Origin of the sequence: Alloalcanivorax mobilis (assembly GCF_002864685.1) — a bacterium.
Classification (GTDB): Bacteria; Pseudomonadota; Gammaproteobacteria; order Pseudomonadales; family Alcanivoracaceae; genus Alloalcanivorax; species Alloalcanivorax mobilis.
Map to the genome: position 1 here is coordinate 1 of NZ_NMQZ01000047.1, position 13,576 is coordinate 13,576.

The window sequence follows — 13,576 nt, forward strand, 5'->3', positions numbered from 1 at the left end:
ACTTTCTTGGACAAGCAAGAAAGTAGAACGCCCAACAGGGCGTCAACAGCGATGGGAAGTGGGTCAACATGAGTCAATTCCCGCTAAAGCGCGATGAACAATAAAAAAAGCCCGCCGAAGCGGGCCAGCCCATTGACGATGGAACTCAAAATAACAACATCAGACTTCCAGCCACTCTTTGCGGATCGGCTCGTTGTTGCGCAGTTCTTCCGGCGTGCCTTCGAAGACGATGTGGCCGTGGCCCATCAGCAGCACCCGGTGAGAGATATCCAGAGCGATGGAAAGCTTCTGTTCGACCAGCAGAATGGCCACGCCGGCTTTGGCGATCTCGGAGATCAATTCGCCGATTTGCTTGACGATCAGCGGTGCCAGGCCTTCGGTGGGTTCGTCGATCATGATCAGTTCCGGGTCGCCCATCAGCGTCCGGCACATGGTCAGCATTTGCTTTTCGCCACCGGAAAGTACCCCGGCGTGGGCGTCAGCGCGGCGCGCCAGGTTGGGGAACATTTCCAGCATTTTTTCCACCGTCCAGCGCCCGGGCTTGCGGGTGTTCTTGATACCCAGCTCCAGGTTCTGGCGCACCGACAGGGTGGGGAAAATATCCCGGTCTTCGGGCACATAGCCCAACCCCATGCGGGCAATCCGGTAGTTCGGATAGCCGGCGATTTCCTTACCACGGAAGCGGATCGAACCCTGCGGTGGTACTTCACCCATGATCGCTTTCACGGTGGTGGAGCGGCCCACGCCATTGCGGCCCAACAGGGCCACCACTTCGCCTTCCTGAATCGAGAAGTTAACGCCGTTGAGAATGTGGCTTTTGCCGTAGTAGGCGTGCAGATCGGTAACTTCCAACATTACGCCGCCTCCTCGCCCAGATAGGCCTCTTTCACGCGCGGGTCGCAGCGGATCGACTCGGGCTTGCCGGTGGCGATGATTTCGCCGTACACCAGCACCGAGATGCGATCAGCCAGTTCGAACACCACGCCCATGTCGTGCTCGACAATCATCAGGGTGCGGCCCTTGGCCACCTGGCGAATCAAATCAATCGCCTGGCTGGTCTCGGTATTGCTCATGCCGGCGGTGGGTTCGTCGAGCAGCACCACGTCGGCGCCGCAGGCAATGGTCATGCCGATCTCAAGGGCGCGCTGGCTGGCGTAGGGCAAGGCCCCGGCCGGCACTTCCCGCAGCGCCTGAAGGCCAATCATTTCCAGCACCTCTTCGGCGCGCTCATTGGCTTTTTTGACCCCAGCGGCGGAACGCCAGAACACGTAGCCGGCGCGCTCTTTCTTAAAGCAGGCGCAGCGTATGTTCTCGAACACGGACAGATTCACGAACACGTTGCTGACCTGAAACGAGCGGGTCAGGCCGCGTTGCTGAATCTTCTCGGGCCCGAGCCCCTCGATGCGTTCGCCATTGAGCAGGATCTCGCCTTCGGTGGGCGAAAAAGCCCCGGACAGCAGATTGAAGAAGGTCGATTTGCCGGCACCGTTGGGGCCAATCACGGCGTGGATCTCACCTTTTTCCACTTCCAGGTCGACCCCGCAGATCACCTCGGCGAGCCCGAAGTTTTTCTTCAGGCCCTTGATTGACAGAGCACTCATGCGTTGTCCTCCCGCAGCTTATTGGTGGCACGCTTGACCAGCACCCCGGCGGCGAAAAACACCACCATCGCCAGCCAGCCCCAGGGCAGTCTCGGGTCGAAGTTCATGCCCAGCACCTGCGCCAGCTCGTCCTGGCCGTGGCGCCACTGGAACAGCAGCTCCACCAGAACGGTCAGGCCGGCGGCGAACAACAACACCGCCACGGCGCCGCTCAGCCAGCCCGGCAACCGGCGCGCCAGCTCACCGTCACGCCAGGCCACGCGTACCTGTTCAATACCTCCGCCCAGACCGCGCGGCGCGAACATCACGATGGCCAGGAAAATCAGGCCCACATAGAGAATCGAGGCGTCGGTGTAATCGCTGAGCAGGGAGTTCATCAGCGTCACCACGATGGCGCCAACGATCGGCCCGTAAAACACGCCCAGCCCGCCCACGGCCGCCATCAGCAACGCCAGGCCGGAGGGCACCAGGCCGAGCGATTCCGGCGTGATGATTTCGAAATTCACCGCCGCCATGGCGCCGGCCAGGCCGCCAAAGGCGCCGGAGGCGATGAACACCATGAAGCGCACGTTACGCGGCTGGTAGCCGATAAACTGAAGACGCTCGGCGTTGTCACGCACTGCATTGGACAACCGGCCCAGCGGCGTGCGGGTGAACGCCCACATGCCGAGCACCGCGACGAACAGCCAGAACGCCATGAACCAGTACACGTCGGCGGATTGAGCCAGCTCCAGACCGAACCACTGGGGCCCGACCATACGGTTGCTGACCACGCCCGCCTCGCCACCGAACACGGAGGGGAACATCTGCCCGGCGGCGGCGGCCAGTTCACCCAGACCCAGGGTGATCATGGCGAACGCGGTGCCGGCACGCCGGCAGAACGGCCAGCCGACAATCAACGCCGCCAGGCCGCCGGCAAGCATGCCCACCAACGGCAGCCCGAGCACCGGGAAATGGGCCCAGAAGCCCTCGCCCGCGTAGGAGGCATCGTCGATCAGGTTCATGACGTGCATGGCCGCGTAGCTGCCCAGACCAAAAAACACGGCGTGGCCGAACGAGAGCATACCGCCCTGCCCGAGCAACATGTTGTAGGACAGCGCGAACACGATATTGATGGCGATCAGATTGAGCAGGGTGAACGCGGTGCCACTGCTGACCAGCAGCGGAATCACCATCAGAACCACCAGCGAGATCACCCAGGGAGCAAGACCACGCCAGGAAAACCGGCTCTGGCGCGGCGCGACTGCGGTTAGATCATTCATGGTTCAAGTTCTCCCATCAAGCCGCGGGGCCGGAATATCAGAATCAGCACCAAAAGGATGAACGGCGTCATCGGTGCCAGGTTGGCGAGTGTGATTCCGGTGACCTCGCCGTAGGGGTCCACGTTCATGCCAATGCCGTTGAGGATGTCGCCGATGGAGGCATCGATGGCGACGAAGAAAGTCTGCAACAGGCCGATCAGCAACGACGCGTAGAAGGCACCCGGCAGCGAACCCATGCCGCCCACCACCACCACCACGAACACGATCGGGCCCAGCGTTGCGGCCATGCCCGGTTCGGTGGTCAGCAACGGGCCGCCAATCACGCCGGCCAGACCGGCCAGGGCGCAGCCGAAGCCGAACACGCACATAAACAGGCGCGGCACGTTGTGACCCAGGTGCCCGACCATCTCACCGTGGGTGAGCGCGGCGCGGATCATCATGCCCACGCGGGTTTTCTTGAGCAGGAACCACAGCGCCACGAACATCAGAATGGCGATCAGCATGGCGACGCCGCGGAACATGGAATATTCCACGCCAAACAAATTAAACAGCGGTTGTTGCAGCGACGCCGGCGCCATATACGCCACCGGAACCGTACCCCAGATCAGGCGCACTACTTCATCGATCACATAGGCCAGCCCGAAGGTAAACAGCAGCTCGGCGACATGGCCATTCACATGCACCCGCCGCAGGCCGAAACGCTCCACCAGAGCACCGACCACGGCCACCAGAATCGGCGCCAGTATCAGAGAAGGCCAGAAGCCGATGTGCATGCCCAGGCTGTAGGCGAAATAAGCGCCCAACATATAAAAGCTGGCGTGGGCGAAGTTAAGCACGCCCATCATCGAGAAGATCAGCGTAAGACCGCTGGAAAGCATGAACAGCAACAACCCGTAGAGGATACCGTTCAGCAGGGAAAAGATAATAACTTCGAGCATGAGAAGGCTCCCGGAGCAGCGGCACGGGCCACTGCTCCTTTACTCACAAGAGGATCTCGACGGAAAAGCAGCGATTACTGCTTCGGACGACGCATCTCGCAGGTGGTCGGCAGGGATACATCTTCGCGGCTGATCTCAGCGATCTTGTGGAAGTTGTAGTCAGTGCCTTCGGCGCCGTATTTCATGTCGCCCTTCATCACCGACATAAACAGCGGCAGCTGGATCTGGTGATCCGACTTACGCATCGTCACTTCGCCAGTGGGGGTGTCCATGCTCAGGTCTTCCAGGGTGAAAGCCACTTTAACCGGGTCGATGCTCTTGGCCTGGTCGGTGGCTTTCTTGAGCATTTCCATCATCGTGCTCAGGCGCAGGTAGTAGAAATCCCAGCCTTTTTCCTTGTACATGGCGACCTGGCGCTTGGCCATTTCCGGATCGTCGAAATCACCGTAGTACTCGTTGATCTGGTAAATACGGTCCACGCCTTTATCACCGGTCTGGGTGACCACGCCGGAGCTGGCGCCGTAGTAGGTCAGGAACGGTGCCTGCAGGCCGTAGTCGGCGGCCGCTTTCACCAGCAAGGTGATGTCCTGGCCCCAGTTACCGGTAATCACCGCGTCCGCGCCGGACGCTTTGATTTTGCTCACGTAAGGCGTGAAATCCTTCACTTTTCCAAGCGGGTGGAAATCGTTGCCAACCACTTCGATGTCCGGGCGTTTTTCCTTGAGCATTTCGCGAGCGGCCTCGGAAACCGCGTGGCCGAAGCTGTAGTCCTGGTTGATCAGGTAGACTTTCTTGATGTCCTTGCGATCCGCCATCCAGCTTGTGATCGCGTTCATTTTCATGTCCGCGTTGGCGTCGAAACGGAAGTGCCAGAAGGTGCAGCGCTCATTGGTGAACGCCGGGTCCACCGCCGCGTAGTTGAGGAACAGCACCTCTTTACCCGGATTGCGACGGTTGTGCTTGTCCACCGCGGAGATCAGCGCCGAAGCCACTGATGAGCCGTTGCCCTGCACGATGTAGCGCACGCCATCGTCGATGGCTTTCTGCAGCTGCACCAGGCTTTCCTGGGGGTTTACTTTGTTGTCGTAACCAACGATCTCGATCTTGTTGCCGTTCAAACCGCCTTTGGCGTTCAGGCGCTCGGCTTCGAATTGCATATGCGAAAGCGCCGGTTGGCCTGCGCCAGCCATGGCACCACTGAGGGGGTCGATCAGGGCAAGTTTCACGGTTTCCGCGTTGGCGGTAGAGACCAACAGCACGGACGCCGCGAGAAAGGTGAAAATGGATTTCAACATAGTGCTCTCCACGATTGTTTTTGTTCTGCCTGTTTCGGCATTTGCTTCTTGGCGCCCGACAACATGACGGACCGCCGCCGAGCGTCTTGTTTCAGTGTCTTGCAATTTTTCTCATCAAACTCATTACTTAGCTGTTTCACTGGCATCGTTTTCGGTCCCACTCAATGCTCTTTCGTGAAACGCATACTCAGCAGTATGTGGGGAAAAAAATAATGATGTCCAGTTTCATTTTCCGCACATTTGCCCTTGCATCGACGCTCGTCCAAGCGTCTTTTCAAGACGGATAAAAGACCAGGGCAACAACTCGCACCGCCCTGAAAAATACAAAAGAACTCGAAATGTATATGCACTTCAAGGCAACGTGACTGACTGGCCACGATGCCCCGAGTCCAAGTCAGCATGAGCCCGCGGAGGTAAAGCGGCAAGCCCTGCCTGAGCCAGCCTACGGGGGTGGCACGGATTCGAGAACAGGTATTCACAGAATCACCAAGAACCCTCCTGACGCCCTTTAAATACGGCCTTGGCGCCTTCCCGGCCGGCTGGCTTACGCGTTCACCAGAACGCCCAGGCTGTTTTCTTTAGCGAGACAATCAACGCCGGCGGGGCTGTTACCTCACTGTTACCGTTACTACCGGTAACACGTTTCCGGAACGGAATTTCATTTCCTCACCGGATGGCTGCGTTCGCGCGATAGGTTGATGGCGCTAACCTGTTCCTCGAATGCCTGATGGCGCCACGCTTGGGTGGGCCGATTCCACCACTCTTGACCACATACTCACCAGTAGGTATCAATGAGCGCCACCCCCGGCCACCGAGGCGGCGGACAAACAATAATTCAATAAAGCCGGCACAGGCTCTTCACTGGCTCCCGCCCGGCTTGCAGGGAGAGACGCATGCTCAATGGCCTGATGATGAATACCCCCCTTTCTCTGATTGAGGTGCTGGAATACGGCGCCCAGGTGCACCCGCACGCGGAGATCGTTTCAGTACGCACCGAAGGCGACCTTCATCGACAGAGCTACCGGCGCACCCTGCAGCGCGTGGCGCAATTGGCCCATGCGCTGGTCGCCCTGGGGGTGCGCCCCGGCGACCGCATCGGCACCCTGGCCTGGAATGGCCACCGCCATGTGGAGCTCTACTACGCCATCGCCGGGCTTGGCGCGGTCTGCCACACCATTAACCCGCGTCTGCCCGCCGATCAGATGGCCTACATCGTTAACCACGCCGGCGACAGCCTGCTGTTCTTCGATACCACCTTCGCCCCGCTGGTGGCAGGCCTGCGTGCCGATTTCCCGGCCCACACCCGTTACGTGGCGATGACCGACTTCGCGCACCTGCCCGACGGTGATGACCTGCTCTGTTATGAAACGCTGCTGCAGGGGCAGCCCGAGCACTACCCCTGGCCGGACCTGGATGAAAACGCCGCCTGCGCGCTGTGCTACACCTCGGGCACCACCGGCGTGCCCAAGGGCGCGCTGTATTCACACCGCTCCTGCCTGCTGCAGGCGCTGTTTTCCACGGTCTGCTCCAACGGCGTGATGAAAGCCGGCGACCGGCTGTTGCCGGTGGTGCCGATGTTTCATGTGAACGCCTGGGGGCTGCCCTACGCGGCGCCGCTGACCGGCGGCTCCCTGATCATGCCCGGCCCGGCGCTGGATGGCGCCAGCCTGTTCGCGCTGATGGACAACGAGCAGGTTACCGGCGCCTGGGGCGTGCCCACGGTCTGGATGGGCCTGCTCGCCGAAATGGATCAGCAAGGCCGCAAGCCGGCGGTGCTTGAGAGGGTGGTGATCGGCGGCTCGGCGCCGCCGGCCAGCATGATCACGCGCTTTGAAAAAGATTATGGGCTGGACGTGATGCAGGGCTGGGGCATGACCGAAATGAACCCCACTGGCAGCATGAGCATACTGACCCGGGAAGAAGCGGCGCTGCCCGTGCAGGAACGCATCAAACTGAAGAACAACCAGGGCCGCCGCCTGTTCGGCGTGCGCATGAAGCTGATCGGCGACGACGGCGCAACGGTGCCCCAGGACGGCCAGGCCAGCGGCGAGCTCTATGTGAAAGGGCCGACGGTGATCAGCGCCTACTACAATAATGATGAAGCCAGCGCCAAATCGTTTGACGACGACGGCTGGCTGGCCACCGGCGACATGGCGCGCATCACCGACGACGGCCTGCTGTTCATCGTTGACCGCGCCAAGGATCTGATCAAATCCGGTGGCGAGTGGATCAGTTCGATTGATCTTGAGAACCTGGCCGCCGCCTATCCGGCGGTGCAGGAATGCGCCGTGATCGGCGTGCCCCACCCCAAATGGGACGAACGCCCGTTGCTGGTGGTGGTGGCCCGGCCCGGCGCAAACCTGGACAAGACCGCGCTGCTTGAACATATGGCCGGCGGCTTCGCCCGCTGGCAGCTCCCCGATGAGGTGATCGTCGTCGATGAGCTGCCGCACACCGCCACCGGCAAGGTGTCCAAACTGACACTGCGCGAAACCTATGCTCGCCATTTGAGCGACGCTCACTGATCGCCGCGTTGCCCCAGGCGAAGACTTTTCACAACACGGAATGCACCCATGACCACCATCACTGAACAGCGAGTCCAGGCCAACGGCCTGACCTTTCATGTGCGCGAAGCCGGCGAGGCAGGCCAGCCGGTTATCATTCTGCTGCACGGTTTCCCCGAATGCGGCTACTCCTGGCGCTATCAAATGCCGTTCCTGGCGGCCCGCGGCTACCATGTACTGGCACCGGATCTGCGCGGCTACGGCTTCAGTGACGCCCCCAAGGACGTAGCGGCTTACCGGCAAGACATTCTGGTGGCGGACGTGATGGGCATTCTCGATGCCTACGGTGCCGAAAAAGCCATCGTGGTCGGCCACGATTGGGGCTGCGCGCTGGCCTGGCAGGTGGCGCGCAGTGAACCGGAGCGGGTGCGCGCCGTGGCCGGGCTGTCGGTGCCCTATCCGGGCATCGGGCCGAAAGCGCCCACTGAGCAGATGCGCGCCGCGTTCGGCGAGCGCTTCTTCTATCAGATTTATTTCCAGCAGCCGGAGATCCCCGAACAGGAACTGGAAGCCGATGTGCGTGATTTTTTGCGCCGCATGTACCACGCTATTTCCGGGCCGGGCATGCAAGAAAAATTTCGCACCGCCAAACCGGCCCAGGCGTTCCTGGACATTCTGCAGCCGCCCAGCGGCGCCCAGCCCGCCTGGATGCAGGAAAGCGATCTGGACGTCTATGTGAAGCATTTTCACAACAGCGGCCTGACCGGTCCGATCAACTGGTACCGGGCGATGGACATTTCCTGGCGGCAGCAGCGCGAAGACGGCCGCGAGCGGATTCACCCGCCAGCGGTGTTCATCGCCGGCAAGGAAGACCCGGTGATTCAGTTCGCCGGCAAGGCGCTCAAGCGCATGCCCGAGGTGATGGACGATCTGACCGACGTGGTACTGCTGGACAACATCGGCCACTGGGTGCAAATGGAAGCGCCGGACGCGGTCAACCGGCACCTTGGCGAGTTCCTTGATCGCCTGGACCGCTGAGTGCGCCTTGGTTGTGAACTAGCTCGAAAGCCAGCGTACGCAACGGCTTGTTCAGCCGCCGTTTAAACTACTTTTTACAGCTGCCGGCGCCGTTCGGCGCCGGCAACCGCTACAGTAGGTGGCTCCCGGCGCGTGAAGGAGAGCCGCCATTTTTCCCGCCTTGCAGCAGTCCCTGCCGTTGAGCCTGACCGCGTTCGCCGCCTGCGTGATGGTGATCGCGATGGCCGGCGTCAAGATTACCGGCATCGTGGACCAGTTGGCGGATCGCACACGGGCGGGCGAAGCCCTCGCCGGTGCGGTGCTGCTGGGTGCCACAACCTCGCTGTCTGGTAGCGTGCTCTCGGTGACCGCCGCCTGGCGAGGCAACGCCGATCTCGCCCTCAGTAATGCCCTTGGCGGTATCGCCGTGCAAACCGCTTTTCTGGCGATTGCCGACCTGGTCTATCGCCGCGCCAACCTGGAACACGCCGCCGCGTCCGCCGCCAACCTGATGCAAGGCGCTCTGTTGGTGACGCTGCTCAGCATTATTCTGCTAGGCGCCTATGCCCCACCGGTCACGGTTTTCGGCATTCATCCCGCCACTTTCGTTTTGCTGGCCGTGTATGGATATGGCCTGCGGCTGATCCAACAGGTCCGCGACACTCCGCTGTGGCACCCGTCGCTGACGCGGGAGACCCGCGAAGATGTTCCCGAGCAGGCCGCGGGCCCCATGACGACAGCGGCGTTATGGGGCTGGTTCGTGGGGCTGGCCCTGCTGCTCGGCGTCTCCGGCTGGGCCCTTGAGCACGCGGCCTCCTCGCTCGCCCGGCAAACCGGTTTGCAGCAAACGACAGTCGGCCTGCTGCTCACCGCCACCAGCACCTCTCTACCGGAGCTGGTGACATCGGTGGCGGCGGTACGACGAGGGGCGCTGACGCTGGCGGTGGGCGGGATCATCGGTGGCAACGCGTTCGACACCCTGTTCACCGCGGCCTCGGACATCGCCTATCGGCAGGGCTCCATTTATCAAGCCATGGACGCCACCCTGCTGCTCTGGGTGGCGCTGTCACTGGTGATGACCGGAGCTTTGCTGATGGGGCTGGTGCGCCGCGAAGAGCGCGGGCCGGCGGGCATTGGCTTCGAAAGCGTGGCGGTCCTTATGCTCTATGCCACCGGCCTGGCCCTGGTGCTCGGCGGCGGATAATCACCAGCGACACCTGGCTAACCGACCGCTATAGTCAAACCGGGCGCGCTCCAGGCGCGCCACTTACAATGTCGCCTGCGCGGGAGAGTGCGGTGAGTGAAAACGAGGAGCGGCCCCAGGGCCAACAGCACGAAGACGGCACACCTTGGGAAAACGCAGTGGAACGCGAACACCAAGATGACAAGCCATCACAGCGCGCCCGGGAACGCGATGAAAAGCGTTTGGAGAACTTCGAAGAGAAACAGGAACACGCCGAAGCCGTGAACGAAAAAGAACTGCCGTCACGGGCGGCGGCGGTGCACGAGCGCCTGCGTATCGACGGCGACAAGGAACTCGAACGCGACGCCATGGCGCTGCTGTGGTCGGCGATCGCCGCCGGCATTTCCATGAGCGCTTCAATGATGGCCCGAGGCCTTCTGCACGCCCACCTTCCCGAAAGCAACGTGGGTTTTCTGGTCGAGAGCATGGGTTATACACTGGGGTTTCTTATCGTGATCCTGGCCCGCCAGCAACTGTTCACCGAAAACACCGTGACCGCGGTGTTGCCCTTCATGAGCCACCCGACCCTGAACAGCCTGGGCCGGCTGCTGCGCCTGTGGGGCGTGGTGCTGGTGGGTAACGTGTTTGGCGCCGGCCTGGCCGCCTTCACCTTTTTGCACCTGCCGATGTTTTCCCCGGAGGTCTCCGACGCGTTCGTGCGCATCGGCGAAAAAGTGATGGAGAACGACCCCATGTCGATGTTCGCCAAAAGCATCGTCGCCGGCTGGTTGATCGCCACCATGGTGTGGGTGCTGCCCGCTGCTGATCAGGCCAAGAGCTGGATCATTCTGATCATGACCTACGCGGTGGCGATCGGGGAATTTCCGCACATCATCGTTGGCGCCAGCGAAATCCTTTATCTGGTGTTCGCCGGCAAGTTGCCCTGGATCGACTTCTTCCTGCACTTCGGCCTGCCAACCCTGGCCGGCAATATCATTGGCGGCACTTTTATCTTTGCCCTGATCAGCCACGCGCAGATTCGCAATGATATGGATCTGCAACGCCATGGCCGCCGTGGCGCCTGGATGTTCAAGCATGGGCCGGGAGGGAAAAGGAAATAGCGGGGACTTTGGGAGGGAGGAGTTTTCAGTTTTCAGAATGGAGGGGCGTGGCAGCGCCGCTGTTTGATTCTAAAGTGGGAGAGGTCCTTGACCACGAATCGGCGCTGCCAGGCCCGCCTCGCCTGCGGCTCGGTTCGCGGTCTAGGACCGCTCCCACAGCGGCGCTGTAGAAGGCCCTGGCGGGCCACGCCTGCGGATTCGCAACGCGATTTTGCGTGCCGCCAACGCCCAAGCGCGGGCACGGCCCCTGCCCCGCCCCGGCCTTGCCCGTGTTGTCGCCTGAAGCCTGAAGCTTGAATCCGCTTTTTAGAAACTCACCGTCATCCCGGCGTTGTATCGGCGGCCGTCGAGGACGGCGCCGAAATCGGCGTCGGTGACTTCCTTATCGAAGAGGTTGTAGACGCCTGCCTTGAGGGTCAGGTTGCGGCTGGCGCGGTAGGTCAGCCCGACGTCGGTGAAGGCGTAACTGGGGGTGCCGTCGGCGATGCTGGTGCGCGACAGGTAGTCCGAGGTGCGGCCGCGGAAGTTGGTTCTTACCCAGCTGCCCAATGGGTCGGTGATCTGCCAGTCGAGCCCGGCGTTGAACATGTTCTTGGGGATCTTGTTGAGCGGCTCGCCTTTGAATTCACCGGTCTTCTGTTCGGAGTGGGTGTAGGTATAACTGGAATTGAAGCGCAGCGACGGGGTCAGAATCCAGCTGAAGGTGGCTTCCACGCCGTGCATTTGTGCCTCGTCCACATTGATGCGGTCGCTGATGAACATGTAGGTCTGGCCTTGATAATCGCAGGTCCAGGTGGCGGGATCGTTGCGGTCGGCGCCGACGCTGTCGCAGGCCCGGTACTCGGTGATTTTGTCTTTGAATTCGGTGAGGAACAGCATCACGCTGGTTTCGATGCCCGAGATGTTTTTCCAGGCCAGCCCCAGCTCGTAGTTGAGGCTTTTTTCGGGGTCCAGATCCGGGTTGCCGCGAATGATCGCCCGCGGGTTGCCGGCCGGGTAGCCGCCGCCACCGGTGACGCTGCCCCAGTTGTCGGTGGCTTCGCGCAGCGAAGGCTGCCGGTAACCAGTGGAGACGCCGCCTTTCAGGGTGACGTCCTGGGTGGCGTGGTACACCGCGTACAGCCGCGGGGTGGCGTAGTTGCCAAAGTTTTCGTCGCGGATGAAACGCAGCCCGCCGGTCAGTGCCAGCTTATCGGTGAGCGTCCATTGGTCCTCCAGGAACGCGGCCACCTCCCAGCGGGAGATGTTGTTGGCGTCGCTGGTGGGCAGGCGGTTGGTGGCGTAGTCGGTGAGGTCTTCGTCTTTGTATTGCACCCCGGTGGTGATGATGTGCCGCTCGGTAAAGAAGGAGGCCTGGGTGTTGGCGATCAGGGTGTCCAGGGTAATGCCGTTGCGCAATTCACCAATGCGGTCGGGGTTTTCGCTGTTCTCTTTCTGCACGTACGACTCGGTGGTGCCGAAATCATAGCGGCCACTGTGGGAGACCACGTAGATGTCCTTGTCGTACTCGCGGTCGGAGGAATCCGCCGGGTCGGTGCTTTCCAGGGTCTTGCCGGCGCTGCTGTTGCGTTCCTGCTCGATGCGGTCAAAACCAAAGGCGATGTCGTTTTCTTTGTTCGGGGTGTACACCAGCTTGGCGCCAGCGCGCTGCACGGTCTGTTCCTCGAAGCCGTCGATGATGTGATCCTCGTCGCGGTGCGAGGCCAGGCCGTTGACCTGAATACCGAGGCGGTCCTTGATCAGCGGACCGGCCAGGTAGAGGTCATTGCGGGTGGTGTCGCCGGCTTTGCCGCTGTCCTGCACGGTCATTTCCGACGACAACGCGCCGGTCCATTGCTCGGACACTTTGCGGGTGATGATGTTGATCACCCCGCCCATGGCCTCGGAGCCGTACAACGAGGACATCGGGCCACGGATCACTTCAATGCGCTCAATCGCCTGCAACGGCGGCAGGTAGTTTTGCTCAAGGCCGCTGTCGTTGCCGTTGGCGGTGGATTCGCGGCTTGACTGGCGCCGTCCGTCCACCAGGATCATGGTGTATTTGGCCGCCATGCCGCGCAGGCTGATGTCCTGGTGGGAGCCGCCACCGGTGATGGTGACGCCGGGGATGTCCTTCAGGGCGTCGGTGACGTCCAGGTAGGCTTTGCGCTCCAGCTCCTCGCGGCCGATCACCGAAATGGAGGCCGGCGCGTCGGCGATATGCTGTTCGAAGCCGGCGGCGGAGATCACATTCACCGCATCCAGTTGATTGGAAACCTGCTCACCGCTGGCGGCGGACGCCGCCCCCAACGCCGCCGCCCATACCCCGAACCGAAATGATGTGGAACCTCGCATTGCCCTTCCCCTCGTTGATATGACCCGTTAACCCGGCCTCTGGTTGGCATCCATAAAATGAACGCGGGGACTTTATCTTAAACGATAATGGTTATCAAACGCGGATGAGAAACAGGGAGGTCCCGCTCTATTGCAATTGATAATAATACCCATTATTGTTGTTTAATCCTGCTGGCCAGGCGTGGCTGGCAGGCCGACGGAAAGCGAGAAAGTCAGGCACAGGGACGTGCCCCCCCTTCTGTTTTAATCCTTTCTTCGACTGGTGGGTCTCAGCGCGGGTCGTGATGGCCTCAAGGGCATGGCGGGCCGGCTGCGCCGGCT

Annotated in this window: 10 protein-coding genes; 4 read left to right on the plus strand and 6 right to left on the minus strand. The window is 61.4% G+C overall.

The genetic code is table 11. The features are described 5' to 3' along the window. Positions 1–159: 159 nt before the first annotated feature. From CGS25_RS16980 to CGS25_RS17000, 5 genes are all read right to left on the minus strand, one after another. Complete coding sequence (locus CGS25_RS16980; protein WP_089031653.1) at positions 160–855, minus strand: ABC transporter ATP-binding protein; 696 nt, start codon at positions 853–855, stop codon at positions 160–162. Then, on the minus strand, positions 855–1,601 hold the full coding sequence (locus CGS25_RS16985) for an ABC transporter ATP-binding protein (RefSeq protein ID WP_101676198.1): 747 nt from the start codon (positions 1,599–1,601) through the stop codon (positions 855–857). Before CGS25_RS16985 ends, CGS25_RS16980 begins: the two co-directional genes overlap by 1 nt. After that, the gene (locus CGS25_RS16990) at positions 1,598–2,863 is read right to left on the minus strand and encodes a branched-chain amino acid ABC transporter permease (protein ID WP_101676199.1); all 1,266 of its coding nucleotides are present in this window, start codon (positions 2,861–2,863) and stop codon (positions 1,598–1,600) included. Before CGS25_RS16990 ends, CGS25_RS16985 begins: the two co-directional genes overlap by 4 nt. Further along, positions 2,860–3,801, minus strand: coding sequence for a branched-chain amino acid ABC transporter permease (locus tag CGS25_RS16995; protein WP_089031650.1), 942 nt, complete (start codon positions 3,799–3,801; stop codon positions 2,860–2,862). Before CGS25_RS16995 ends, CGS25_RS16990 begins: the two co-directional genes overlap by 4 nt. 74 nt (positions 3,802–3,875) lie before the next feature. Beyond that, positions 3,876–5,096 (minus strand): branched-chain amino acid ABC transporter substrate-binding protein, encoded by a 1,221-nt coding sequence (locus CGS25_RS17000; RefSeq protein ID WP_101676200.1) that lies wholly within the window; start codon positions 5,094–5,096, stop codon positions 3,876–3,878. An 893-nt stretch (positions 5,097–5,989) separates the two neighbouring features. Between CGS25_RS17000 and CGS25_RS17005 the strand changes: the two genes are divergently transcribed. The 4 genes from CGS25_RS17005 (at position 5,990) to CGS25_RS17020 (ending at position 10,921) form a co-directional block, all read left to right on the plus strand. After that, on the plus strand, positions 5,990–7,621 hold the full coding sequence (locus tag CGS25_RS17005) for a long-chain-fatty-acid--CoA ligase (protein ID WP_101676201.1): 1,632 nt from the start codon (positions 5,990–5,992) through the stop codon (positions 7,619–7,621). Between the two features lie 48 nt (positions 7,622–7,669). Further along, on the plus strand, positions 7,670–8,638 hold the full coding sequence (locus CGS25_RS17010) for an alpha/beta fold hydrolase (protein ID WP_089031647.1): 969 nt from the start codon (positions 7,670–7,672) through the stop codon (positions 8,636–8,638). Between the two features lie 178 nt (positions 8,639–8,816). Then, positions 8,817–9,821, plus strand: coding sequence for a sodium:calcium antiporter (locus CGS25_RS17015; protein ID WP_232802465.1), 1,005 nt, complete (start codon positions 8,817–8,819; stop codon positions 9,819–9,821). A 92-nt stretch (positions 9,822–9,913) separates the two neighbouring features. After that, on the plus strand, positions 9,914–10,921 hold the full coding sequence (locus tag CGS25_RS17020; RefSeq protein WP_232802467.1) for a formate/nitrite transporter family protein: 1,008 nt from the start codon (positions 9,914–9,916) through the stop codon (positions 10,919–10,921). Between the two features lie 306 nt (positions 10,922–11,227). On the opposite strand, the gene CGS25_RS17025 is transcribed toward CGS25_RS17020, so the two are convergent. Continuing rightward, the gene (locus tag CGS25_RS17025; RefSeq protein ID WP_101676202.1) at positions 11,228–13,255 is read right to left on the minus strand and encodes a TonB-dependent receptor domain-containing protein; all 2,028 of its coding nucleotides are present in this window, start codon (positions 13,253–13,255) and stop codon (positions 11,228–11,230) included. Positions 13,256–13,576: the final 321 nt, after the last annotated feature.

Coding starts and splice junctions, on each gene's coding strand:
- CGS25_RS16980 (WP_089031653.1), bottom strand. CDS start 855: ATGTTGGAAGTTACCGATCTGCACGCCTACTACGGCAAAAGCCACATT.
- CGS25_RS16985 (WP_101676198.1), bottom strand. CDS start 1,601: ATGAGTGCTCTGTCAATCAAGGGCCTGAAGAAAAACTTCGGGCTCGCC.
- CGS25_RS16990 (WP_101676199.1), bottom strand. CDS start 2,863: ATGAATGATCTAACCGCAGTCGCGCCGCGCCAGAGCCGGTTTTCCTGG.
- CGS25_RS16995 (WP_089031650.1), bottom strand. CDS start 3,801: ATGCTCGAAGTTATTATCTTTTCCCTGCTGAACGGTATCCTCTACGGG.
- CGS25_RS17000 (WP_101676200.1), bottom strand. CDS start 5,096: ATGTTGAAATCCATTTTCACCTTTCTCGCGGCGTCCGTGCTGTTGGTC.
- CGS25_RS17005 (WP_101676201.1), top strand. CDS start 5,990: ATGCTCAATGGCCTGATGATGAATACCCCCCTTTCTCTGATTGAGGTG.
- CGS25_RS17010 (WP_089031647.1), top strand. CDS start 7,670: ATGACCACCATCACTGAACAGCGAGTCCAGGCCAACGGCCTGACCTTT.
- CGS25_RS17025 (WP_101676202.1), bottom strand. CDS start 13,255: ATGCGAGGTTCCACATCATTTCGGTTCGGGGTATGGGCGGCGGCGTTG.